The following is a 21,982-nucleotide window of genomic DNA, read 5'->3' on the forward strand; positions in this document are numbered from 1 at the left end:
GATGCATGCCAGGCGTCATGCGGGCGCGGAGCGCTGCGACCGCGTTCGCTTGGCTTCGTACATCGCCTGATCCGCCCGCTCGATCAGCGCATTCATGTCGGTGCCGTCGTCCGGCAGCATCGCGATCCCGATGCTGACGCCCAGCCGCAGCGCGTGCCCCTCGAATTCGAACGGCTCGCCGACCTGCCGCGCGAGCCGCGTGCTTTGCACATGCGCATCGTCGCGGGTGCCGATGTTCGGCAGGATCACCGCGAATTCGTCGCCACCGACGCGCGCGACCGTATCCGAGCGCCGCACCGCAGCCTGCATCCGCACGGCGATCTCGCGTAGCGCGGCGTCGCCCGCGCGGTGGCCGAACCCGTCGTTGATCGGCTTCAGCCCGTCCATGTCGATGTTGAGAATGCCGAGCCGGCCGCTCGCACGCAACGCCGTGTGCATCGACTGGCGCAGGCGATCGTAGAACAGCGCGCGGTTCGGCAGCCCGGTGAGCGCGTCGTGCGTCGCGCGCAGATAGAGTTCGTTCGCTTCGTTACGCGCCGCGTGGAACATTGCGGCGGCGACCAGATCGGCCATCAGCCGCAGCGTACCGGCGTCGGCCGGCGAAAAGCCGTCGACATCCGGCGACATCACCTTCAGCACGCCGACCGTCGTATCGGCATGCGTGAGCGGCATCACCAGCATCGAGCGCAGGCCGACCCGGCGGCACGCATCGCGATCGACGCGCGGGTCGGTTTCCGAATCGATGCAGTGGAGCAACTCGCCCTGCTGCACGCACAGGCCCGACAGGCTGCCCGAGCGCCGCAACCGTAGCCCGAGCATTCCGGCGGCCGTGCCCGACGCGGCGCGGTACACCATGTCGTCGCCTTCGGCGAATTCGACCGCGGCGGCGCTCGCGCCGGTGAGCCGCGGCACCTGCTCGGCCACGTAGGCGATCACGCTGCCGAGGTCGAGGCCGAGTTTCGCGATTTCGGTTTGAGCGGCGATGATCCGCAGCAACGTGTCGGGGGACGGGGTGGCGGAGTCGACGATTTGATTCAAGTCAGTTTTCCACGAAGAAAATTCGTCGCGCGGCGCGTGCTTGCGGTAGCATACGCGCCGCTCGCGGCAGCGTGTTCCGGGCGGTCTGCAACGGAGCGCGGCCGACGCCCGGCGAGCCGTTCCGCGCCGGCAGTATGCCGTTCCGGCCGTCCGGCAGCAACGGCGCAATTCTTGCCATTCATGCTTCCCGCGCAGCATTTCCGACCGAATTGAGATTTTTTTCGCTTCCCAGTCGCGAATCGCGGTGAATTTTGTTCTATTTTTGAGATAGTGTGACGAATGGGCGGGCGCCGGTGCCAGGCGCTTCGCCACGCGACGAACGAATCATTGAAGAATGCGTCGCGTCGTTCCGATAAATGTAATCAGGCCATATACGCGTTACGCGACGCGCAACATACATGAGGGGAAGCAGAGGGGATGTGCACTCACGGGCATAGCTGCTTTGCGCGCGTCGGTTCCGACGCGCAGGATGACCGGACGATCGTGACGCCGTGGAGCCGCGCATGAAGCCGGCCGTGTCGCTGTTCGTCCTGGCGGCCGCGATGACCGGCGCTTTCCACGCGGCCGTGCTGTCGGCCGCGCCGATGCCGACGGCCCCGGCCGCCGCTTCGACGGCCGCTGCCGGTCACGCGGCGGCGCCCGATGCCGCGCCGGCCGCGGTGCCCGCGACGGCGCCGACGGCGGCCAGCGCGCCGGCCGCCGGGCTGCCGGCGACGACCGTGCATGTGCCGTTCGCGTCGCTCGGCGCGTTCGATCCGCTACGCCTGCGCGGCGCCGACGACGCCCGCACGATCAACGCCGGCGTGCGGCTCGATCGCGTGATCACGGGCGCGCGGTTGCGCCTGACCTACGCGTATTCGCCGTCGCTGGTGTTTCCGCTGTCGCACCTGAAGGTATCGGTGAACGGCGAGGTGATCGCGACCGTCCCGTTCGACGCCGCGCGCGCGGGCCGCACGGTGACGCAAGAGATCCCGATCGATCCGCGCTACTTTTCCGACTTCAACCAGATCGGCCTGCGCCTGATCGCGCACTACACGCTCGATCACTGCGAGGATCCGGCGAACTCGGCGCTGTGGGCCGACGTGAGCCCGACGAGCGAGCTGATCCTCGACGAATCGCCGGTGCGCTTGCCGAACGATCTCGCGCTGTTGCCCGCGCCGTTCTTCGACCGGCGCGACAACGGCCGCGTGCGGCTGCCGTTCGTGCTGCCGGCCGCGCCCGATTCGGCGACGCTGCGCAGCGCGGGCGTGCTCGCGTCATGGTTCGGTGCGCTCGCCGACTACCGGCATGCGCGCTTCCCGGTGTCGGCCGCGTTGCCGGCCGACGATCAGGCCGTCGTGGTCGGTACGGCCGCGACGCTGCCGGCCGGTCTCGCGCTGCCGCCAGTCGATGGCCCGCTGCTCGCGGTCGCCGACAACCCGGCCGCGCCGGGCCGCAAGCTGCTGGTCGTCACGGGCCGCACGGCGGCCGAAGTCGACGACGCGGTCGCGACGCTCGTGCTCGGCCGCGCGGCGCTGTCGGGACCGGCGGCGACGGTCGCGCACGTCGATCTCGGCGCGCCGCGCAAGCCGTACGACGCGCCGCGCTGGTTGCCGGTGAATCGGCCGATCGCGTTCCGCGAACTCGTGAACGACCCGCGCCAGCTGGAAGTGCGCGGCACGACGCCCGACGCGATCCGGCTGAACCTGCGCGTGCCGGCCGATCTGCATTCGTGGAACGGCGCGGGCGTGCCGATCACGCTGCGCTACCGCTATACGGCGCCGACCGTACAGGACAATTCGACGCTCGCGGTCGAGATCAACGATCAGCTCGTGAAGTCGTACCGGCTCGGGCCGGCTCATGCGGAGGACGCGCACGGTCGCATGCAGCTGCCGCTGCTGGCGGTGCCGGAAGGGCGCGTGACGAGCGACGTCGACATTCCCGCGTTCCGCGTCGGCAGCGGCAACCAGCTGCAGTTCCGCTTCACGCTCGATTCGCAGAAGACGGGGCTGTGTTCGAGCACGGCCACCGAGCCGCAGCGCGCGGCGATCGATCCCGATTCGACGATCGACTTCTCGCACTTCGTCCATTACGCGCAATTGCCGAATCTCGCGTTCTTCGCGAACAGCGGCTTCCCGTTCACGCGCTTCGCGGACCTGTCGCAGACGGCCGTCGTGATGCCCGACCGGCCGTCGCCGCAGGAACTGGAGGCCTACCTGACGATGCTCGGCCACATGGGCGAATGGACCGGCTTCCCGGCGCTGCGCGTGCAGGTCGCGCGGCCCGGCGACGTCGCCGCGCTGTCGGGGCACAAGGATCTGCTCGTGATCGACGGTTCGCCGGCGTCGCCGCTGCTCGCGCACTGGCGCGCGGCGCTGCCGCTCGTGATCGGCGAGCAGGGCGGCGCGGGCGGCGCGGGCGCGACGCGCGTCGCGTTCACGGTGAAGGAGCGCTGGCGCAACGGCGTGGGCGTCGCCGACGGCGGCGCGCACATCGAACAGACCGGCCCGCTCGCGGCGCTCGCCGGGTTCGAGCTGCCGGGCAGCCGCGGCCGCAGCGTCGTCGCGCTGACGGCGACCGACCAGCGACGCCTCGGCGATCTGCTCGACGTGTTCGAGAACGCCGGACTCGTGTCGCAGTTGCAGGGCGACCTCGCGCTGGTGCGGCCGGGGCAGGTCGACAGCCTGCGGGTCGGCGAGCCGTACGTGGTCGGCTTCGTGCCGTGGTATGCGCGCGTGTGGACGCAGGCGGCGCGGCATCCGGTCGTGCTCGGCGCGGTCGGCGTCGTCGCGGGGCTGCTGCTCGCGCTCGGCGTGTTCAGCGTGCTGCAGCGGATTGCCGCGCGTCGACGGGGGATGTAACGGATGGCGCGGGCAATGACGAAGCGACGGGCAACGCAGCCGGCGCGGCGTGTCGGCGCGACGCTCGCGCTGGCGGTTGCGGTGACGTGCGCGGCGGCCGGCATGGCCACGCGCGCGCACGCCGCCGGGGCCGGCGCAGCCGACGCGGCGGCCGCGGGATGCGGCGCGGCGTGGCCGCGCTGGGAGGCGTTCAAGCGCGATTTCATCTCGGCGGACGGCCGCGTGATCGACGTCGGCTCGGCCGATTCGCGCACGGTATCGGAGGGTCAGGCGTATGGACTTTTCTTCGCGCTCGTCGCGGACGACCGGCGCATGTTCGACACGATCCTCGCATGGACCGAGAACAACCTCGCGCAGGGCGACCTGAGCGCGCATCTGCCGGCGTGGCTGTGGGGCCGCGCGCCCGACGGCGCGTGGCGCGTGCTCGACGCGAACGCGGCGTCGGACGCCGACCTGTGGATCGCGTATGCGCTCGTCGAGGCCGGCCGGCTGTGGCACGAGCGCAGCTATACGGCGCGCGGCGCGCTGCTCGCGAAGCGCGTGCTCGACGCCGAGACGGCGACCGTGCCGGGCCTCGGCCTCACGCTGCTGCCGGGGCCGACCGGGTTCAAGCTGGCCAACGGCCAATGGCGCGTGAATCCGAGCTATTCGCCGCCGCAGGTGATTCGCGCGCTCGGTGCGCGGCTGCCCGACGACCGGCGCTGGGCCGCGCTGGCATCCAGCACCGGGCGCGTGCTGCTCGACACCGCGCCGAAGGGCTTCTCGCCCGATTGGGCGTTGTATCGCGCGGGCAAGGGTTTCGGGCCCGATCCGGACACGCAAGCGCAGAGCGCGTACAACGCGATCCGCGTGTACTTGTGGGCCGGCATGCTGGACCGCGCCGATCCGCTCGCCGCGCCGCTGCTCGCGCGCTTCGCGCCGTTCGCCGACCATATCGCCGCGCACGGCGCGCCGCCGGAGCGGGTCGATACGACGACGGGCGTCGCGGGGCCGAACGACGGCAACGGCGGATTCTCCGCGGCGGCCGTGCCGTTTCTCGACGCACGCGGCCAGCACGCGCTCGCGGATGCGCAGGCAGCCCGCGTCGACACGCTCGCGCGCCAGTCGGCGCCCGGCTATTACACCAGCGTGCTGACGCTGTTCGGCCTCGGTTGGCGCGACGGCCGCTACCGGTTCGGGGCGGACGGCACGCTCGACACCCGCTGGGGAGGCCGCTCGTGCGCCGCCCGCTGAAGTGCGCCGTGCCTCACGTCGCGGGATTCGCGTGGCTCGCGTCGTCGGTGTGCGCGGCGGCGCCGGGCGCCGCGTCGGGCGCGGCGATGGCGAACCCCGCGGCACCGGCGGCCTCGGCTGCGGCCGATGCGCGGCGCGAGCTCGACACCGCGCGGATGTGGGGCGTCAAGCATCGCGACGATCTCGCCCGCGATGCGCTGCGCAAGGGCCTGCTGATCGCGCCGGGCGATCCCGAACTGCTGGCCGAACAGGTGCGCGTGCTGCTGCGGCTCGGCGACGCGAAAGGCGCGCAGGCGTCGCTGGCGCGGCTGCAGGCGCAGTCGCCGAATGCGCCTGCCACGCGGCGGGTGGCCGACGAATACCGCGTCGCGACGAGCGGGCGTGGCGAGATGGCGCAGATCCGGCTGCTCGCGCGCAGCGGCCGCGCCGACGAGGCGGCCCGGCGGATCGTCGCGCTGTTTCCGAACGGCGCGCCGGCGGGGGCGCTCGGCGCCGAGTATTACCAGATCGTGTCGAATGCGCCGGGCGGGCGCGAGCCGGCGATCGCCGCGCTGCGCCGCGCGGTCGCCGCCGATCCGCGGGACACGAGCGCGTCGATGGCGCTCGCGGGGCTGTTGAACCAGCGCAACGACACGCGCGCGGAAGCGAACCGGATCGCAGCGTCGCTCGCGAAGCGCGCCGACGCGGACCATACGGAAGCGATGGCGCTGTGGCGGCGCGTGCTGCAGTCGGCCGGCAGCGATCCCGCGTATCTCGATGCGCTGCAGGCCTATCTCGCGCTCGCGCCGGACGACACCGAATTCCGCGATCGCGTCGCCGGCCTCGAGCGGCAGCGCGATGCGCAGCGCCGGCTCGAACGCGATCCCGACTACATCGCGCAGCAGCGCGGGTTGCAGGCGCTCGCGCGCGGCGACCTGGCCGCCGCCGATCCGCTGCTCGCGCGCGCCGCGCGGGCGCGCGCGGACGACGCCGATGCGCTGGGCGGGCTCGGCCTGCTGCGTCTGCGCGAAGGGCGGCACGACGAAGCGCGCGCGCTGTTCGCGCGGGCCGCGACGCGTGCGACCGACCAACGCGGCAAATGGCTGGGCCTCGCGCGTACCGCGCAGTTCTGGGGGCTGCTTGCCCAGGGCCGCGAAGCGGCCGGTGCGGGACGCGCGCGGGATGCCGAACGCGCCGCGCGTGCGGCGCTCGCGATGCAGCCGGACAACCCGGACGCGAAGCTGCAGCTCGCCGATGCGCTGCTCGCGCAGCGCGACTGGGCGCGGGCGGAGCCGCTGCTGCGCGGCTTGCTGGCCGCCCGCTCGCCGAGCCTGTCGGCCGTGCGCGACACGGCCACGCTGTATGAAAACACCGGCCGTGCGGACCGGATCGGCCCGTTGCTCGACGCGCTGCAAGGGCGCGTGACGGGCGCCGACGATCGCCGCGCGCTCGACGGCCTGCGCGGCGACCTGCTCGCGAAGGAGGCGCGCGCGCTGGCCGACAAGGGCGCGCGCGGGCCGGCCGCGCAACGCTACGAGGCGGCCGTGCGCGTGGCGCCCGACGCGCCGTGGACGCGCTTCGCGCTCGCGCGCCTCTATCGCGACATGGGGCTGCCGCAACTCGGCCGCACGGTGATGGACGACGGGCTCGCCCGCAGCGACACGCCCGAGATGCGCTACGCGAGCGCGCTGTACCGCAACTCGCTCGACGATGTCGCGGGCGCGCAGGCCGCGCTGGCGCCGGTCGACGATGCGCACCGTTCGGACGGCATGCGCGCGCTGGCGCGCAAGCTCGATGCCGAAAGCGCGCTGGCCGACGCGCGCGGCGCGCATGCCCGCGGCGACCGCGCGGCATTCGCCGCCACGCTCGCGCACGCGCAGGCGAGCGCGCCGGACGATCCCGACATGCTCGCCGCGATCGGCGCGCAGTGGATCGACGCGGGCGAACCCGAGCGCGGCCTCGCGCCGCTGCACGACTGGATCGCCGCGCATCCGCGCGAAGCCGACGCGGACGTGCGACTGCGCTACGGCGACCTGCTCGCCAGCGCCGGTCGCGACGATGCGCTCGCCGCGTGGCTCGATACGCTGCGCCGCGACCCGGCGCTGACGCCCGCGCAGACGGCGCGGCTCGAGGATCAGTCGCTGCGGCTCGTGCTGCGGCAGACCGACGATGCGATCGCGCGACAGGACTATGCACGGGCGCGCACGCTGCTCGATCGCGCGAGCCCGGCCGGCCGCGCGGACAAGCGTCATGCGCTCGAACTCGCCGATCTCGAACGCGCGCAGGGTCATTACGACGCCGCACGCGATGCGCTCGCGCCGGTCGTGGCGCGCACGCCGGACGACGCCGATACGCAGCTCGCGCTCGCGCGGATCGACGAGGACAGCGGCAACCGCGCCGCCGCCCGCACGCGCGTGCTCGCGGTGCTGGCGCGCACGCCGGACGACGACGTCGACACGCAACTGTCGGCCGTGCGCCGCCTGAACGCGCTGCGCAGCCCGGACGCCGCCGTGCAGGTGACCGACCGGCTGCAGGCCGCATATCCGGCACGCGCCGACGTGACGGTGGCGGCCGGGCGCGTGGCCGAGGCGCAGGGCCGCTATGACGACGCGGCGTCGCTGTACCGGCTGTCGCTGTCGCAGGAACGCACGGCGGGCGTGAGTCCGGGCCGCGACGGGCTGACGCCCGCGCAGGCCGCGTTCGCGGAACTCGAACAGCGGCGCAATCCCGAGATCGAGACCGGCTGGATGCCCGCGTACAAGTCGGGCGACGAAGGCATTTCGTCGTATCGCGCGCAGCAGGTGCCGATCTACCTGCAGATGCCGATCCGCTACGACGGACACGCGTTCGCGCAGATCGACACCGTGCACCTCGACCCGGGCACGCTCGACATGAGTGATCCGGACGCGTATTCGCTGAAGACGTTCGGCACCTATGCGGCGCTCAGGGCACGGACGAATCCGCCGGCCCCTGCGCTGCTCGCGAATCCGCCGGGCTCGCTGCACCAGTCGACGACGGGCGTCGCGCTCGGCGCCGGCTACCTGTCGGACGCGTGGCGCGTCGATCTCGGCACGTCGCCGCTCGGCTTCCCGGTGCATTACCTCGTCGGCGGCGTGCGCTATCGCTTCGACGCGGGCCCCGCGAGCTTCTCCGTGAATGCATCGCGGCGGCCGGAAACGAGCAGCGTGCTGTCGTACGCGGGGATGCGCGACCCGTGGACGGGCGCGGTGTGGGGCGGCGTGCGCCGCGACGGCGTGAACCTGCGCGCGTCGGTCGACGTCGGCCGCACGAACCTGTTCGCGGAACTCGGCGCGGGCGTGCTGTCCGGCCGCAACGTCGAACGCAATGCGGAAGTCACGCTGCGCACCGGCTTCACGGTGCCCGTGTACGAGCGCGCGACGACGAAGGTCAGCACCGGGCTCGTCGGCAATGCGTGGCACTACGCGCAGAACCTGCGCTACTACACGTACGGGCAGGGCGGTTACTACAGCCCGCAGCGCTATCTGTCGCTCGGCGTGCCGATCGAATGGGCGGGGCGGCACGATGCGCTGTCGTGGGACCTGACCGTCACGGGCGGGATCTCGAACAGCTACGAGAAGGATTCGCTGTATTACCCGACGTTCTCCGACCAGCGCGCCGCACAGGTGGCCGCCGGGTTCGTGTACGCGGGCAGTTCGACGCGCGGCGTGTCGTTCTCGTACGGCGTGAACGGCATCGTCGAGTATCGCGTGAACCCGCACCTGAGCGTCGGCGCGCAGTTGCACATCGACCGGTCGCACGACTATGCGCCGAGCTCGGCGCTCGTCTATCTGCGCTATGCGTTCGATGCGCGCGCGCCGCGCAGCTGGCTCGTGACGCCGACGCCCGTGCGGCTTTATTCGGATTACTAGGGACGAGGGGAACGCCGTGACTACGGAATTCGATGCCAACCGCCTCGCGCCCGGCGCCGGCCTGGCCGACCGCCTGCGCGCGCTGCTGCGCGTGGGGCCGGCGGGCGGTCGCGCCGGCGCATCGAGCCGGCTCGCGATCGACGGTTTGCCCGATACCTGGACGCAACTGGAAGCCGGCGGCCTTTATGCGATCTACGCGGCCGGCGGCACGCCGGCATGCGATGCGCTCGTATGGGAAAGCGCGCGCCAGGCGCGCACGCGCGACGTCACGATCGTGTTGGCGCGCGATCCGGCGCGCGTCGCCGCGCAGATGGCGTCGCTCGGCTTCGCGGGCGGCGCGCAGCCGGCCGGCTGGCCGCGCAACCTGAACGTGCTGGCGATGCCGGCGGCGGCCCAGCCGGCCGACGCCGGTGCCGACGCCGACGTGGCCGGCCACGCGTCGCGCCGCGCGGCGCCGGGTGCGTTCGCGCGGCTGACCGGCGGCTTGCGCGCGATGAAGCGCTACGGGCTGCCTGCGCGTTCGCTGTATTTCGTCGAAGGCGCGCAGCGCTGGTTCAGCTGGGACGATCCGGCCGCGCTCGCGGATGAAGCGTATGCGCTGGCCGACTGGTGCCGCACGCGCCGGATCGCGCTCGTGCTGCTGCTCGACCCGGAAGCGAGCCGTGCGGGCGGCGTCGCCCGCGCCGACGATGCGCCGCTCGTGCGCGATGCGGATCGCACGCAGCGCGGCGACTTCCACGGTGTCTGCTCGGGCGTCGCGCAGTTGCAGCGCACGCACGGCGAGTTGCTGTGGGTCGTCGATTTCTGGCGCGCGGGCGACACGCTCGCGGCCGGCGAGGTACGGCCGCTGCGCTTTGCGCCGGGCGGCCGGCTGTCGGCGAACGTGGATGGCGGTGCGACCGAACCGGCGCGCCGGATGAAGCTCGCGCGCGACGAGGATCGCGTGGTGGTGAGCCGCGCGGTGCTCGACGGGGCGAGCCGCGTGCCGGACGGCTGGGAAATCGTCGACGACAACGCGGCCGTCGTCGCCGCGTGCGCGCACGCGCAGGCCGCGACCGCGGTGCTCGTGTTCCGTTCGCATGCGCAGCTCGAAGCGCTGTGCGCGGACGTGCACGCGCTGCGCCGACAGTGCGGCGGCGCGCTGAAGATCGCGGTCGTCGAGCGCGGAGAGGTGCTGCGCCAGCAGTTCGAGGTGCTCGTACTGAGCGTCGGCGCGAACCGGGTCGTCGCGCGCGATCTGCCGGTCTCGCGGATGCAGGCCGCCGTGCACGCGCTGCACGGCCAGCTTTACGCGCGGCCCGTCGCGGCCGACTATCGCGCGACACTCGCGGCCGCGCTCGGCGATTCGGTGCTCGGTTATCTGCCGGTCGGCGCGTTCTGCCAGCGGGTTCGCGCGGTGCTCGAACGCGGCGCGGTGCTCGCGCTGCCGCATACGCTCGCGAAGCTCACGCTGTTGCCGGGCGTGTCGCACGTCGACGCGCTGCGGCACTGCCGGCCGCGCCGCACGGGCGACATCGTGACGGCCGATGCCGGACACCTGTTCGTGTTCCTGTTCGCGTGCGAGCCGGTCGATGCCGACGACGCGCTCGGGCGGATCTTCGACGTGCCGGTCGATACGTTGTCCGACCGCGTCGTGTGCCTCGGGCAGGGCAGCATCGACACCGAGCTCGACGCGCTGACGGCCGAGAACCGGCGCGCGCCGATCGCCGACTACAGCGACCTGTTCGCGGCGACGCAACCGGCGGGCGGCGCGCACGCCGGTCCCGGCGCGGCGTTGCCCGACGCGAGCGAGGTGAGCGACGCGATCGATGCGATCGATACCGTCGTCGCGCTCGAGGCGATCGGCGTGCCGCAGGCGTCCGCGCCCGCCGCCGTCGCCCCGCCGGCGCCGGACCCGGTCGTTCCCGCCGCGCGTGCGCGCGGCGCCGTCCGCAGCGCGATGCCGCTGCGCAAGCAGGAGGACGCATGATCGCCGAACTCGTCATCGGCTTCGTCGTCGGTATCGCGATCGCGGTGCCGGTGTGGATCGTCGCGCAGCACCTCGGCATCGGCCGCGGCTTTTCCGCGCCGAGGGGCATCGACCGGCGCGACGCGGTGCCGTGCGAACTCGTGCCGGTCGTGCTGCGCGGCCGCCTGCTGCCGGGCGTCGGCGGCGACGAAGGTGACAAGCGCGGCAAACGCGGCGAGCACGACAGCGAGGCGGCACGATGAAGACGATCGCCGTGACTTCGACGACGGGCGGCGCGGGCCGCACGACACTCGCCGCCGCGCTCGCGGTGCTGCTCGCGCGCCGCGGCCGCCCGGTCGTCGCGGTCGAATTCGATGCACAGAACCTGATGGGCGCGACGCTCGGCCTCGACACGCTGGCCGAGCACGGCCTCGCGCACGGCCTGCTGGGCGGCGCCGAACCGTGGCACGCGCACACGTGGCGCAACGCCGACGGCGTGCTGTTCGTGCCGTACGGGCAGGTCGATGCGGCCGGCGCCGCCGCGTGCGATGCGCGGCTCGCAGCCGATCCCGCCTGGCTGTCGCGCGCGCTCGACGAGATCGCGCTGCCGGCCGACGGCGTCGTGCTGGTCGACACCGCCCGCTATCCGTCGCCGCAGGCCGGGCAGGCGATCCGGTGCGCGGACCTGACGCTCGTCGTCGTGCCGCCGGAGCCGGCCGCCTGCGCGACGACGGCCGCGCGGCTCGGCGCGTTGCGGGCCGGCCGCGGCGACCTGCAGATCGTCGTGAACCGGCTGAACCCGGCGCGCGACATGCAGCGCGACGCGCTGGCGATGCTGCGCGCGGTCGCGGGGCCGGCATCGATGCTCGAGCAGCGCATCCACGTCGACGCCGCGGTGCCCGAAGCGCTCGCGCGCGGCAGCTGGATCTTCGACGACGCGCCGTATTCGCAGGCGTCGCACGACCTGAACGGCGTCGCGAACTGGGTCGATGCATGGCTCACGGCGGCCGTCGCGGGCCGTGCCGGAGCGGCGCGATGAAGGCCGCGTTCGCGTCGCGACTGCGCGCGTTCGGGCGCCGGGCGGCCGACTGGTGCGCGCGCGGCATCGGGCTGCCGGCGCAACGCACGCGGGTCGACTGGCTCGTGCGGCTGTTCTTCCACGCGCCGCCGCCCGGCCGGCCCGATCTCGTGCGCCGCTGGGTGCGCGTCGCGTTCCTGCGGCTCGCACAAGACTGGGGCGTGCTGCAACCGCTCAGCGCGCGCGAATGGCTGTGGCGCGCGATCGTGCGCGCACCGCGTGCGGCCGACGGTCGTCCCGCGCACGATCCGCTCGCATGGTTCGATACGCTCGTGGTGCCCGTCTACATGGCCGGGCGCGCGCTCGGCCGGCGCATCGACGCGATGCTCGCGCGTCTGCCGTGGGCGCGCTGGGGCGGTTGGCTCGATGCGCGCGCGAACGGCGTCGGCCGGCGCCGCTGGCTCGCGCCGCTGCTGCTCGTGGCCGGCGCGGTGCTGTGGGCCGCGGCCGGGATGTCGCCGCTGATGCCCGGCGCGCAGTTCGCGTTCTTCGCGATCGTCGCGGTGCTCGCGCTCGCGCTGCGCCGGCTGCCCGGCCACCTACCGACCCTCGCGCTCGCGTCGCTCGCGCTGCTCGCGGCCGTGCGCTACGTGTGGTGGCGCACGACCCAGACGCTCGACTTCCGCAGCCCGGTCGAAGCCGTCGCCGGTTACCTGCTGTACGGCGCCGAAGCCTATACGTGGATGATCCTGCTGCTCGGCTTCGTGCAGACCGCGTGGCCGCTCGACCGGCCGATCGTGCCGCTGCCCGACGATCCGGACACCTGGCCGACCGTCGACGTCTATATCCCGACCTACAACGAGCCGCTGTCGGTCGTGAAGCCGACGGTGTTCGCCGCGCAGAGCATCGACTGGCCGAGCGCGAAGCTGCGCGTGTACCTGCTCGACGACGGCCGGCGTCCGGAGTTCGCGGCATTCGCGGCCGAGGCCGGCATCGACTATCTGACGCGCGACGACAACCGTCACGCGAAGGCCGGCAACATCAACCGTGCGCTGCCGAAAACGCACGGCGAGTACATCGCGATCTTCGACTGCGATCACGTGCCGACGCGCTCGTTCCTGCAGACGACGATGGGCGTGTTCCTGCGCGACCCGAAGTGCGCGCTCGTGCAGACGCCGCACCATTTCTTCTCGCCCGATCCGTTCGAGCGCAACCTCGGCACGTTCCGCGAGGTGCCGAACGAGGGCAACCTGTTCTACGGCCTCGTGCAGTCGGGCAACGACCTGTGGAACGCGACGTTCTTCTGCGGATCGTGCGCGGTGCTCAAGCGCAGCGCGCTGGAAGAGGTCGGCGGCGTCGCGGTCGAGACCGTGACCGAGGATGCGCATACGGCGCTCAAGCTGCATCGGCGCGGCTATACGTCGGCATACCTGCCGACCGTGCAGGCGGCCGGCCTCGCGACCGAAAGCCTGGCCGGCCACGTGAAGCAGCGCACGCGCTGGGCGCGCGGGATGGCGCAGATCTTCCGCATCGACAACCCGTTCCTCGGGCGCGGGCTCGGCCTGATCCAGCGGATCTGCTACGGCAACGCGATGCTGCATTTCTTCTACGGGATTCCGCGGCTGGTGTTCCTGACGATCCCGCTCGCGTATCTGTTCTTCCACCTGTACTTCATCAACGCGTCGTCGCTCGCGCTCGCGAGCTACGTGATCCCGTATCTCGTGCTCGCGAACATCGCGAATTCGCGGATGCAGGGACGCTATCGGCATTCGTTCTGGGCCGAGGTCTACGAATCGGTGCTCGCGTGGTACATCGCGCTGCCGACCACCGTTGCGTTCTTCAGCCCGAAGCACGGCAAGTTCAACGTGACCGACAAGGGCGGCAAGATCGACGAAGGCTACGTCGACTGGTCGACGTCGAAGCCGTATCTCGTGCTGTTCGCGCTGAACGTGCTCGCGATCGTCGCCGGCCTGTGGCGGCTCGTGGCCGACCAGGGCGACGAGGCGTCGACGATCCTGATCACGCTCGGCTGGACCGTGTACAACCTCGCGATGCTCGGCGCCGCGCTGGCCGTCGCGCGCGAGACGAAGCAGGTACGTGTCACGCACCGGATCACGATGCGCGTGCCGGCGATGCTGCTGCTCGCCGACGGCTCGACCGCCGCATGCTTCACGAGCGACTACTCGACCGGCGGTCTCGGCCTCGAAGCGGTGCCGGGGCTGCCGCTCGCCGTCGGCGACACGCTGACGGTGTGCGTGACGCGCGGCGACCGCGCGTTTCCGTTCCCGGTGCGCGTGACCCGTGCGACGCCGACCCACGTCGGCGTGAGCTTCGAGGAACTGACGCTCGAGCAGGAGCGCCAGCTCGTGCAATGCACGTTCGGCCGCGCGGATGCGTGGCTCGACTGGCACGAAGGCGCACGGCCCGACACGCCGCTCGGCGGGCTCAAGGAAGTGCTGCGGATCGGGCTGGACGGTTACGTACGGATGTGGAAGGGGGCGGCGCGCGGCCTGCAGGCCATGCTCGCGCCGAAACTCGATCGCGCGCGCGACTGACGCGGCGCGCATCATGGAGTGGGTTAGATGACGTTCTGGAATCTGTATTTCATCCTGAAGTTCGCGCTGTTCGCGACCGGGCACCTGCAGCCGTTCTGGCTCGCGAACCTCGCGTTCGCGGTGGCGCTGGCGGCGAGCGCGCCGCTGCGGTCGCGCGCGTGGCGCATCGTCCGGCAGGTCGCGGCGATCGCGATCGCGGTGCCGCTGCTCGCGCGCGAGCTGCATGCGCCGCCGCTCGCCCGTCTCGCGGAGGCCGCGCGCGAGGTCAGCACGTTCCGCGTCGATTACTGGATGGAGTTGTTGCCGCGCCTGTTGCCGCCCGTGCTGGCGCTGACGATCGTCGGCGCGCTGATCGTCTATTTCATCGTCAACCGCTGGCTGCGCGTCGCGACGTTCGTGGTGGTCGCGCTGGTCGCGATGCCGTTGTGGCAGGCCGGCAGCGGGCTGATGGCGCGCGTCGCCGCGCCGACCCAGCCGCAGGCGAGCGCAGCGGGCGCCACCCGCGTCGACCAGCCCGAGGATCACAACGCGGCGCTCGCGACGTTCCGCACGCAGGAGTCGCAGCGGCAGGTCGCGTTCGGCCATCTCGGCAGCGATCCGGCCGCGCAGTTCGACGTGATCGTGCTGCACATTTGCTCGCTGTCGTGGGACGACCTCGATGCGGCGAAGGTGCGCAACCATCCGATGCTGAGCCACTTCGACTACCTGTTCACGAACTTCAGCACGGCCGCGAGCTACAGCGGCCCGGCGGCGATCCGCGTGCTGCGCGCGAGCTGCGGGCAGGAAGCGCATGCGGACCTGTACAAGCCCGCGCCGCAGCAGTGCCACCTGTTCTCGCAACTGGCGGGCGCCGGCTACACGGTGCAGTCGCTGCTGAACCACGACGGCCATTTCGACAACTTCCTGCAGGTGATCCACGACAACATCGGCGTGGCCGATGCGCCGATGATCTCGAACGCGGCCGCGCCGGTCGCGATGCACGCGTTCGACGGGTCGGCGATCAAGGACGACTACGCGACGCTCGCGAACTGGTACGCGCAGCGCGCGGCGGTGCCGGGGCCGGTCGCGCTGTACTACAACACGATCAGCCTGCACGACGGCAACCGCGTGGTCGGTAGCGCGCTGACGAGCATCGACTCGTATCCGCAGCGCGCGACGAAGCTGATGACCGACTTCGACCGTCTTGCCGACCTGATCGCGCAATCGGGCCGCCGCGCGGTGATCGTGTTCGTGCCCGAGCACGGCGCCGCGTTGCGCGGCGACAAGAACCAGGTCGCGGGGCTGCGCGAGATTCCGACGCCGCGCATCGTGCATGGGCCGGTCGGCGTGCGGCTCGTCGGTTTCGCCGGCAATCACGGCGCGACGACCGTGATCGAGCAGCCGACCAGCTTCCTCGCGCTCGCGCAATTGCTGTCGAACCTCGTGTCGAACAGCCCGTTCAAGCCGGGCGCGACGCTCGCGCAATACGCGGCCGATTTGCCGCGCACGCGGATGATCGGCGAGAACGAGGGCACGGTGACGATGCAGACGGCCGCGGGTTACGCGGTCAAGACTCCGGACGGCGTATGGATCGACGAACAGTAACGATGACCGGCGAAGGCGACGAAGACCGCCTGTCGCAACCGAACGACGTGATCGGCCTCGCGCGGCATCTGCCCGCGCTCGATCCCGGGCGCTACGTCGACGAACAGGCGCGCCGCGCGTTCGACGCGTCGCTCGAACGCTGGCCGACGCTCGCGAAGCTGATGGGATTGAAGCGGTAAACACACGACGGCCGGCATGACTGCCGGCCGTCGTCGGTGCGTCGCGCCAGGCCGCTCATTACGGCTTGCGTTCCGGCTGGCGCGTCCATTCGCTTTCTTCGCCCGGCACCTTGCCGAACGTCTGATCGGCCCACGCAGCCCGCGCGGCGTCGATCTTCGCGCGTTGGCTCGACACGAAATTCCATTCGATGAACCGCTCGCCCGGCAGGTGCGCGCCGCCGAGCAGCATCGCGCGGGCGCCGTGCGTGCTCGCGAGCGCGACGGTCGCGCTCGGTTCGAGCACGGCCATCGTCGCCGGGGCGAGCGGCGTGCCGTCGATGGCGAGATCGCCGTCGACGAGATACACGCCGCGTTCGTCGTGCTCCGCATCGAGCGCGAGCTGCCCGCCCGACGCGAAATCGGCGACCGCATAGAGCGTCGGCGAGAACACGGCGACCGGCGACGCGAGGCCGAACGCGGTGCCCGCGATCACGCGCACGGTCACGCCGTCGCGCGTGAACGACGGCAGCGTGTCGGCCGCGTGGTGAACGAACGCGGGCGCGGCGTCTTCGTGCTCGACCGGCAGCGCGACCCAGGTCTGGATCCCGTGCACCGGCTGCTCGCGCGGGCGATCCTCGTCCGGCGAGCGCTCCGAATGCACGATGCCGCGGCCGGCGGTCATCCAGTTCACGTCGCCCGGCACGATCTTCTGCCGGAAGCCGAGGCTGTCGTGATGCATCAGCGAGCCGTCGAACAGGTAGGTGACGGTCGCGAGCCCGATGTGCGGATGCGGCAGCACGTCGATGCCGCGGCCGGCCGGCAACACGGCCGGCCCCATCTCGTCGAAGAAGATGAACGGGCCGACGAGGCGCGCCGCGCGCGCGGGCAGCACGCGCCGCACGACGAGGTTGCCGATATCGCTTTCGCGCGGCGTGAGCAGGGTCTTGATCGAGGCGGACATGGTGGGCTGGGTCGTGGTCAGTGGGAACGCGTCAGGCGATCGCCGTATCGATCGCGATCGGATGCGTGAGGATCTTGTGCACCGGGCAGGCATTCGCGATCTGCAGCAGCCGTTCGCGCTGCTCGCCTGTCAGGCCGCCGTCGAGCGTGATGCGGCGCACGATCGTGCTGCCCGCGCTGCCCGCTTCGTGCGCGAGCTTCACGTGCACTTCGTCGAGCGGCCAGCCTTTTCGTTGCGCATACATCTTCAGCGTGATCGCGGTGCATGCGCCAAGACTCGACAGCAGCAGCGCGATTGGCGTTGGCGCCGCATCGCCGCCGCCGAGCGACGCGGGTTCGTCGGCGCGCCACTGATGGACGCCATCGCTGAAGTGGACGAGGTAATCGACCGGGCCGATGCTCGCTTCGACGGACAGTTCGCTCATTGCAGTTCCGGGTGAGGAAAGGGGACGGGCCGGCCGGGCAGGCCGGGCATCACGGTTCGAGCAGGCGCTGCAGCCGCAGCTCCTCGAAATCGAGCTCCGATTCTATGCGGTGCAGCACCGCGTCGTCGACCTTGCCGTCGCGATGCAGGTCGAGCAGCGCGTCGCGCGACACGCCGACCAGCTCGAGCTCGACGCGCAGCATCCGCGCGCGCACGTCTGCGGGCGCCGCGCCGTCGCGGTGCGCGCGTTCGTTGAACGCGACGCGGTTGCGGTATTCGGTCAGCAACCGGTCGAGCGATGCGCGTTCGAGGCCGGCGCCGCGCCCCCCGCGCGCATCGAGTTCGGCGAGCGCCGCGCCGAACGCGTGCGCACGCACCGCGTGCTCGGACATCGTGCGGCGCACGGCCGGGCGCAGCTTCAGCACGCGGATCAGCGGCGCGAGCGTGCCACCCTGGACGACGAGCGTCGCGATGATCAGCAGGAACGTGCTGAACAGGATCAGGTCGCGGCCGGGGAAGTTGGCGGGCAGCGCGATCGCGGCCGCGAGGCTCACGACGCCGCGCATGCCCGACCAGCCGAGTACGACGGCCTCGCGCCACGACCACGGCGCGTGGCCCGCGCGTCGCGCGCGCAGGCGCCCCGGCAGCCACATCGCGGCGAACACCCACACCACGCGCGCGCCGATCGCGGCGGCCGTCGCCGGCAGCGCGACCCGCAGGCCGGCCATCAGCACCGCGCCTTCATGGTTCACGCGCGCGAGGATCGCGTGCAGCGCGAGGCCGATCAGGATGAACACGAGCGCGTCGAGCACGAACACGATCGCTTCCCACGTCGCCTTCGCCTTGATCCGCATGTCGGCGTCGAACACGCGATGCTGGCGCACGCCGAGCACGAGGCCGCAGGTGACGACCGACAGCACGCCCGAGCCGTCGACGGCTTCCGCGATTCCGTAGCTGCCCCATGCCATCGCGAAGGTCACGACGATGCCGAGCATCGGCTCGCGCAGGCGTTGCAGCACCCAGCACATCGCATGGCCGCATGCGAGGCCGACCGCGATGCCGATCAGCGTGAGCGAGAAGAACAGGCCGGTGGCGCTCGCCGTCGTGATCGACGCGGCGAGCGCGGCCGACACGGCCATCTGGTACAGCAGCAGGCCCGACGCATCGTTGACGAGGCTTTCGCCTTCGAGCACCGCGACGAGCCGCGCGGGTAGCGGGTGGCGCTGCAGGATCGCTTTCGCGGCGACCGCGTCGGGCGGCGACACGATCGCGCCGAGCGTGAAGCACGCGGCCCACGGCAGCGCGGGATTCGCCGCGTGCACGGCGAGCGCGACCGCGACGGTCGTGAACGCCACGGCCCCGAGCGCGAGCGACGCGATCGATGCGAGCGCCTGCCGGAATTCCTTCCACGCGGTATAGAAGCCGCTCGACATCAGCAGCGGCGGCAGCACCGCCGCGAGCAGCAGCGCCGGGTCCATGTCGGGCACGCGCTTGCCGGCGACGGCGACCACGCAGCCGCCGAGCAGCAATACGACGGCCGGCGGAATCGAGATCCGCTCGGCGAGCCACGTGAGGGCGCCCGCGCCGCAGATCAACAGCAGCAGGTAATGGAACAGCTCGACGTTGGTCATGCGTGGCCGGCGGCGATGGGGTGGATCACGAAGGCTTGCGGTCGTTCGCGGCGCCGCCCGGCAGCGCACCGAACATGTGCTGGCTGCACTTGGCGTCGCGCCATGCGGTGTTCAGCCGATGGCCGGACAGCATGCGCCGCGCGACCGGCAGGATCTGTTCGCCGGCCAGCATGCCGAGCAGGCCGACGAGCGCGATGACCGGCGGCGCGGGCGAATTCACGCCGATCGCGCCGTAGATGACGCCGGCGAGGATGCCGGCGAGCAGCGAGAGGACATACGGTTTCATGGTGACGCGCCTCGTGGTGGCCGAGCGGCGCCGGAGCGGCGCCGTCAAAGTCGTGAAAGCGTATCGGGTTTGCGTGAAGAAAAAAAGGGCAGGCGGCCCCGAACGGGCATCCATTCGGGAATCGGATCGATTCCGTTTCTTGGGTGTTCGCGCCGCGCGTTTGCAGCTTAAATATTGCGGCGCGGATGACGATCCGGCGCCGACGCATTCCGGGCTCCTCCCGCTGTCGCGGTCGAGGCAGGCTCCCCCTTTTTCGTTCACAGGATTCCATTCGCCATGAGCAACCCGAAGCTTGAAGTACTGACGCCGCAGAACAGCCAGTTGATCTTCATCGACCAGCAGCCGCAGATGGCGTTCGGCGTGCAGTCGATCGACCGCCAGACGCTGAAGAACAACGTCGTCGGGCTCGCGAAGGCCGCGAAGGTCTTCAACATCCCGACCACGATCACGACGGTCGAAAGCGACAGCTTCTCGGGCCACACGTATCCCGAGCTGCTCGACGTGTTCCCGAACCAGAAGACGCTCGAACGCACGTCGATGAATTCGTGGGACGACCAGAAGGTGCGCGACGCGCTCGCCGCGAACGGCCGCAAGAAGGTGGTCGTGTCGGGCCTGTGGACCGAAGTCTGCAATACGACGTTCGCGCTGTGCGCGATGCTCGAAGGCGACTACGAGATCTACATGGTCGCCGACGCATCGGGCGGCACGTCGCAGGCCGCGCACGATTTCGCGATGCAGCGCATGGTGCAGGCCGGCGTGGTGCCGGTCACGTGGCAGCAGGTGCTGCTCGAATGGCAGCGCGACTGGGCGCGCCGCGACTCGTACGACGCGGTGATGGCGATCGCGAAGGAGCATTCGGGCGCATACGGGATGGGCGTCGACTACGCGTACACGATGGTCCACAAGGCGCCGCAGCGTACCGCGACGCCGCACGAGTCGATCCCGGCCGTACCGGCGAAGTAACGGGCCGCCGGCCGCGCTCGCCGCAACGGCGGCCGCGGCGAGCGCGTGCCGGCGGCGGTCGCGCGTTCAGGCGGCGGGCAGCGCCCACGGCGCGCGCGAGAAATGTTCGGCGAGGAAAGCGAGCAGCACCGTCACGCGCGCGGCGCGCAGCATGCCGGGCGGTGTGACGAGGTTCACGTTGATGTCCGCGATCTTCCAGTCGCTCATCACTTCCTCGAGCGCGCCGCGCTGCAGTTCGTCCCACACCAGGAATTCGGGCTGAAGCGCGAGGCCGTGACCGGCGACGAGCGCGGGCACGATCACGTCGGCGTTGTTGGAGCGAATGCGTCCGTGCACGTTCACGCCGAAGTCGTCGCCCGATGCCGCGTGACGAAAGCGCCAGTACTCGGGCGTAGGCAGGTTCGTGTAGGTGAGGCACACGTGCTGTTCGATGTCGCGCGGATGAGCGGGGCGGCCGTGCCGGTCGAGATACGCGGGCGATGCGACGAGCGGCCGGCGCACCGCGCAGAGGCGGCGCGAGCGCAGCGTCGAATCGCTCAGCTCGGCGATGCGGATCGCGACGTCGAAGCCGCCGGACACGATGTCGACGATGTGATCGGTCAGCACGAGATCGATGTCGACGCGCGGATAGCGCTCGAGAAACGCGGGCAGCACCGGCGACAGATGGTGCAGCCCGAACGACATCGGCGCATTCACGCGCACGAGGCCATGCGGTTCGAGCGCCTGCGCGGACGCTTCGTTTTCGATCAGCTCCGCATCGGCGAGCAGGCGGATCGCGCGGTCGCGCAGCAGTTCGCCGGTCGGCGTGAGCGACAGCTTGCGCGACGTGCGGTACAGCAGCATCGCGCCGAGGCGCTTTTCGAGGCGCGCGATCGCTTTCGACACGGTGGGTTGCGATACGCCGAGCAGGTCGGCGGCTTTCGCGAACGAGCCCGTCTCGGCGACGCGCGCAAAGATGGCCCAGGCTTCGAGATCAGGAAGGTGTTGCATGGTCGGAAGGGGTGGCAGGCAAGCGAAACGGATGCGATGCGCCGCGCGCGCGGCCTCGCGATGCGGGTGATTCTAATCCGGCCGGGAGAAAAGACGTTATGGAATCGTATTTACTTTCATTGGGCGCCGGCATGCTGATCGGCGTCGTGTACAGCGTGATCGGGGTACGTTCGCCGGCGCCGCCGCTGATCGCGCTGGTGGGCCTCGCCGGCATGCTGGTCGGCGTGCAGGCCATCGCGCCGGTTCGTCACTGGCTCGGCTTCTGACCGCATCGAGGACATTTCATGAGCGCAACCGATACCCAACCCGATCTCATCCTGCACAACGGGCGATTCACGACGCTCGATCGTGCGAACCCGGTCGCGACCGCCGTCGCGATCAAGGACGGCCGCTTCGTCGCCGTCGGCAGCGACGCGGACGTCATGCCGCTCGCGGGCCGCGCGACGAAGACGATCGATCTCGGCGGCCGCGGCGTGCTGCCCGGC

General features: G+C 71.3%; 18 protein-coding genes and 1 pseudogene. 13 read left to right on the plus strand and 6 right to left on the minus strand.

What is annotated here, in order from left to right; translation table 11 throughout:
* Positions 1-15: 15 nt before the first annotated feature.
* On the minus strand, positions 16-1,038 hold the full coding sequence (locus WT53_RS02915; protein ID WP_059782727.1) for a sensor domain-containing diguanylate cyclase: 1,023 nt from the start codon (positions 1,036-1,038) through the stop codon (positions 16-18).
* Positions 1,039-1,541: 503 nt separating this feature from the next.
* Between WT53_RS02915 and bcsB the strand changes: the two genes are divergently transcribed.
* From bcsB to WT53_RS02960, 9 genes are read left to right on the plus strand one after another with little or no spacing between them, the layout of a single operon-like run.
* Positions 1,542-3,878 (plus strand): cellulose biosynthesis cyclic di-GMP-binding regulatory protein BcsB, encoded by a 2,337-nt coding sequence (gene bcsB / locus WT53_RS02920; RefSeq protein WP_060258408.1) that lies wholly within the window; start codon positions 1,542-1,544, stop codon positions 3,876-3,878.
* 3 nt (positions 3,879-3,881) lie between these two features.
* A complete protein-coding gene (gene bcsZ, locus WT53_RS02925) occupies positions 3,882-5,111 on the plus strand; it encodes a cellulose synthase complex periplasmic endoglucanase BcsZ (protein ID WP_060258410.1) in 1,230 nt (409 codons plus the stop codon).
* Positions 5,096-8,980: a cellulose synthase subunit BcsC-related outer membrane protein gene (locus tag WT53_RS02930; protein ID WP_060258415.1), complete on the plus strand. Its 3,885-nt coding sequence runs from the start codon at positions 5,096-5,098 to the stop codon at positions 8,978-8,980. Before bcsZ ends, WT53_RS02930 begins: the two co-directional genes overlap by 16 nt.
* A 16-nt stretch (positions 8,981-8,996) precedes the next feature.
* Positions 8,997-10,949, plus strand: coding sequence for a cellulose biosynthesis protein BcsE (bcsE, locus tag WT53_RS02935; RefSeq protein ID WP_060258418.1), 1,953 nt, complete (start codon positions 8,997-8,999; stop codon positions 10,947-10,949).
* The gene (locus WT53_RS02940; RefSeq protein WP_060258421.1) at positions 10,946-11,191 is read left to right on the plus strand and encodes a hypothetical protein; all 246 of its coding nucleotides are present in this window, start codon (positions 10,946-10,948) and stop codon (positions 11,189-11,191) included. Before bcsE ends, WT53_RS02940 begins: the two co-directional genes overlap by 4 nt.
* Positions 11,188-11,967, plus strand: a complete 780-nt coding sequence (gene bcsQ, locus WT53_RS02945) for a cellulose biosynthesis protein BcsQ (protein ID WP_060258424.1) — start codon at positions 11,188-11,190, stop codon at positions 11,965-11,967. The genes WT53_RS02940 and bcsQ overlap by 4 nt, the downstream gene beginning before the upstream one ends.
* Positions 11,964-14,501, plus strand: a complete 2,538-nt coding sequence (bcsA, locus tag WT53_RS02950; protein WP_060258452.1) for a UDP-forming cellulose synthase catalytic subunit — start codon at positions 11,964-11,966, stop codon at positions 14,499-14,501. The genes bcsQ and bcsA overlap by 4 nt, the downstream gene beginning before the upstream one ends.
* A 27-nt stretch (positions 14,502-14,528) precedes the next feature.
* Positions 14,529-16,085, plus strand: a complete 1,557-nt coding sequence (gene bcsG, locus WT53_RS02955) for a cellulose biosynthesis protein BcsG (protein WP_060258427.1) — start codon at positions 14,529-14,531, stop codon at positions 16,083-16,085.
* Positions 16,067-16,264: a hypothetical protein gene (locus WT53_RS02960; RefSeq protein WP_034207030.1), complete on the plus strand. Its 198-nt coding sequence runs from the start codon at positions 16,067-16,069 to the stop codon at positions 16,262-16,264. The genes bcsG and WT53_RS02960 overlap by 19 nt, the downstream gene beginning before the upstream one ends.
* Before the next feature lie 58 nt (positions 16,265-16,322).
* Here the strand turns inward: WT53_RS02960 and WT53_RS02965 are convergent, their stop codons facing one another.
* From WT53_RS02965 to WT53_RS02980, 4 genes are read right to left on the minus strand one after another with little or no spacing between them, the layout of a single operon-like run.
* Positions 16,323-17,204 (minus strand): pirin family protein, encoded by an 882-nt coding sequence (locus tag WT53_RS02965; protein WP_060258430.1) that lies wholly within the window; start codon positions 17,202-17,204, stop codon positions 16,323-16,325.
* A gap of 31 nt (positions 17,205-17,235) precedes the next feature.
* Positions 17,236-17,628: an OsmC family protein gene (locus WT53_RS02970; RefSeq protein ID WP_060258433.1), complete on the minus strand. Its 393-nt coding sequence runs from the start codon at positions 17,626-17,628 to the stop codon at positions 17,236-17,238.
* Between the two features lie 49 nt (positions 17,629-17,677).
* On the minus strand, positions 17,678-19,258 hold the full coding sequence (locus tag WT53_RS02975; RefSeq protein ID WP_060258435.1) for a sodium:proton antiporter: 1,581 nt from the start codon (positions 19,256-19,258) through the stop codon (positions 17,678-17,680).
* Positions 19,259-19,283: 25 nt separating this feature from the next.
* Positions 19,284-19,544, minus strand: coding sequence for a XapX domain-containing protein (locus tag WT53_RS02980; RefSeq protein ID WP_050018056.1), 261 nt, complete (start codon positions 19,542-19,544; stop codon positions 19,284-19,286).
* Between WT53_RS02980 and WT53_RS33325 the strand changes: the two genes are divergently transcribed.
* Positions 19,543-19,824, plus strand: coding sequence for a hypothetical protein (locus WT53_RS33325; protein ID WP_156447849.1), 282 nt, complete (start codon positions 19,543-19,545; stop codon positions 19,822-19,824). The genes WT53_RS02980 and WT53_RS33325 overlap by 2 nt on opposite strands.
* On the plus strand, positions 19,821-20,507 hold the full coding sequence (locus WT53_RS02985; protein WP_034207035.1) for a hydrolase: 687 nt from the start codon (positions 19,821-19,823) through the stop codon (positions 20,505-20,507). The genes WT53_RS33325 and WT53_RS02985 overlap by 4 nt, the downstream gene beginning before the upstream one ends.
* A gap of 66 nt (positions 20,508-20,573) precedes the next feature.
* Here WT53_RS02985 and WT53_RS02990 read toward each other — a convergent pair whose 3' ends face one another.
* Positions 20,574-21,497: a LysR family transcriptional regulator gene (locus WT53_RS02990; protein WP_059782750.1), complete on the minus strand. Its 924-nt coding sequence runs from the start codon at positions 21,495-21,497 to the stop codon at positions 20,574-20,576.
* A 98-nt stretch (positions 21,498-21,595) separates the two neighbouring features.
* Here WT53_RS02990 and WT53_RS02995 point away from each other — a divergent pair, with 98 nt between their 5' ends.
* Complete coding sequence (locus WT53_RS02995) at positions 21,596-21,763, plus strand: DUF1427 family protein (RefSeq protein ID WP_059782752.1); 168 nt, start codon at positions 21,596-21,598, stop codon at positions 21,761-21,763.
* 18 nt (positions 21,764-21,781) lie between these two features.
* Positions 21,782-21,982, plus strand: a pseudogene (locus WT53_RS03000) (amidohydrolase); the annotation flags it as partial.

Origin of the sequence: Burkholderia sp. MSMB2157WGS (assembly GCF_001532755.1) — a bacterium.
Classification (GTDB): Bacteria; Pseudomonadota; Gammaproteobacteria; order Burkholderiales; family Burkholderiaceae; genus Burkholderia.

Bases quoted from the DNA above. Each gene is read 5' to 3' on its own strand.
- bcsB (WP_060258408.1), top strand. From the start codon at position 1,542: ATGAAGCCGGCCGTGTCGCTGTTCGTCCTGGCGGCCGCGATGACCGGC.
- bcsZ (WP_060258410.1), top strand. From the start codon at position 3,882: ATGGCGCGGGCAATGACGAAGCGACGGGCAACGCAGCCGGCGCGGCGT.
- WT53_RS02940 (WP_060258421.1), top strand. From the start codon at position 10,946: ATGATCGCCGAACTCGTCATCGGCTTCGTCGTCGGTATCGCGATCGCG.
- bcsQ (WP_060258424.1), top strand. From the start codon at position 11,188: ATGAAGACGATCGCCGTGACTTCGACGACGGGCGGCGCGGGCCGCACG.
- bcsA (WP_060258452.1), top strand. From the start codon at position 11,964: ATGAAGGCCGCGTTCGCGTCGCGACTGCGCGCGTTCGGGCGCCGGGCG.
- bcsG (WP_060258427.1), top strand. From the start codon at position 14,529: ATGACGTTCTGGAATCTGTATTTCATCCTGAAGTTCGCGCTGTTCGCG.
- WT53_RS02960 (WP_034207030.1), top strand. From the start codon at position 16,067: ATGGATCGACGAACAGTAACGATGACCGGCGAAGGCGACGAAGACCGC.
- WT53_RS02965 (WP_060258430.1), bottom strand. From the start codon at position 17,204: ATGTCCGCCTCGATCAAGACCCTGCTCACGCCGCGCGAAAGCGATATC.
- WT53_RS02970 (WP_060258433.1), bottom strand. From the start codon at position 17,628: ATGAGCGAACTGTCCGTCGAAGCGAGCATCGGCCCGGTCGATTACCTC.
- WT53_RS02975 (WP_060258435.1), bottom strand. From the start codon at position 19,258: ATGACCAACGTCGAGCTGTTCCATTACCTGCTGCTGTTGATCTGCGGC.
- WT53_RS33325 (WP_156447849.1), top strand. From the start codon at position 19,543: ATGGTGACGCGCCTCGTGGTGGCCGAGCGGCGCCGGAGCGGCGCCGTC.
- WT53_RS02980 (WP_050018056.1), bottom strand. From the start codon at position 19,544: ATGAAACCGTATGTCCTCTCGCTGCTCGCCGGCATCCTCGCCGGCGTC.
- WT53_RS02985 (WP_034207035.1), top strand. From the start codon at position 19,821: ATGAGCAACCCGAAGCTTGAAGTACTGACGCCGCAGAACAGCCAGTTG.
- WT53_RS02990 (WP_059782750.1), bottom strand. From the start codon at position 21,497: ATGCAACACCTTCCTGATCTCGAAGCCTGGGCCATCTTTGCGCGCGTC.
- WT53_RS02995 (WP_059782752.1), top strand. From the start codon at position 21,596: ATGGAATCGTATTTACTTTCATTGGGCGCCGGCATGCTGATCGGCGTC.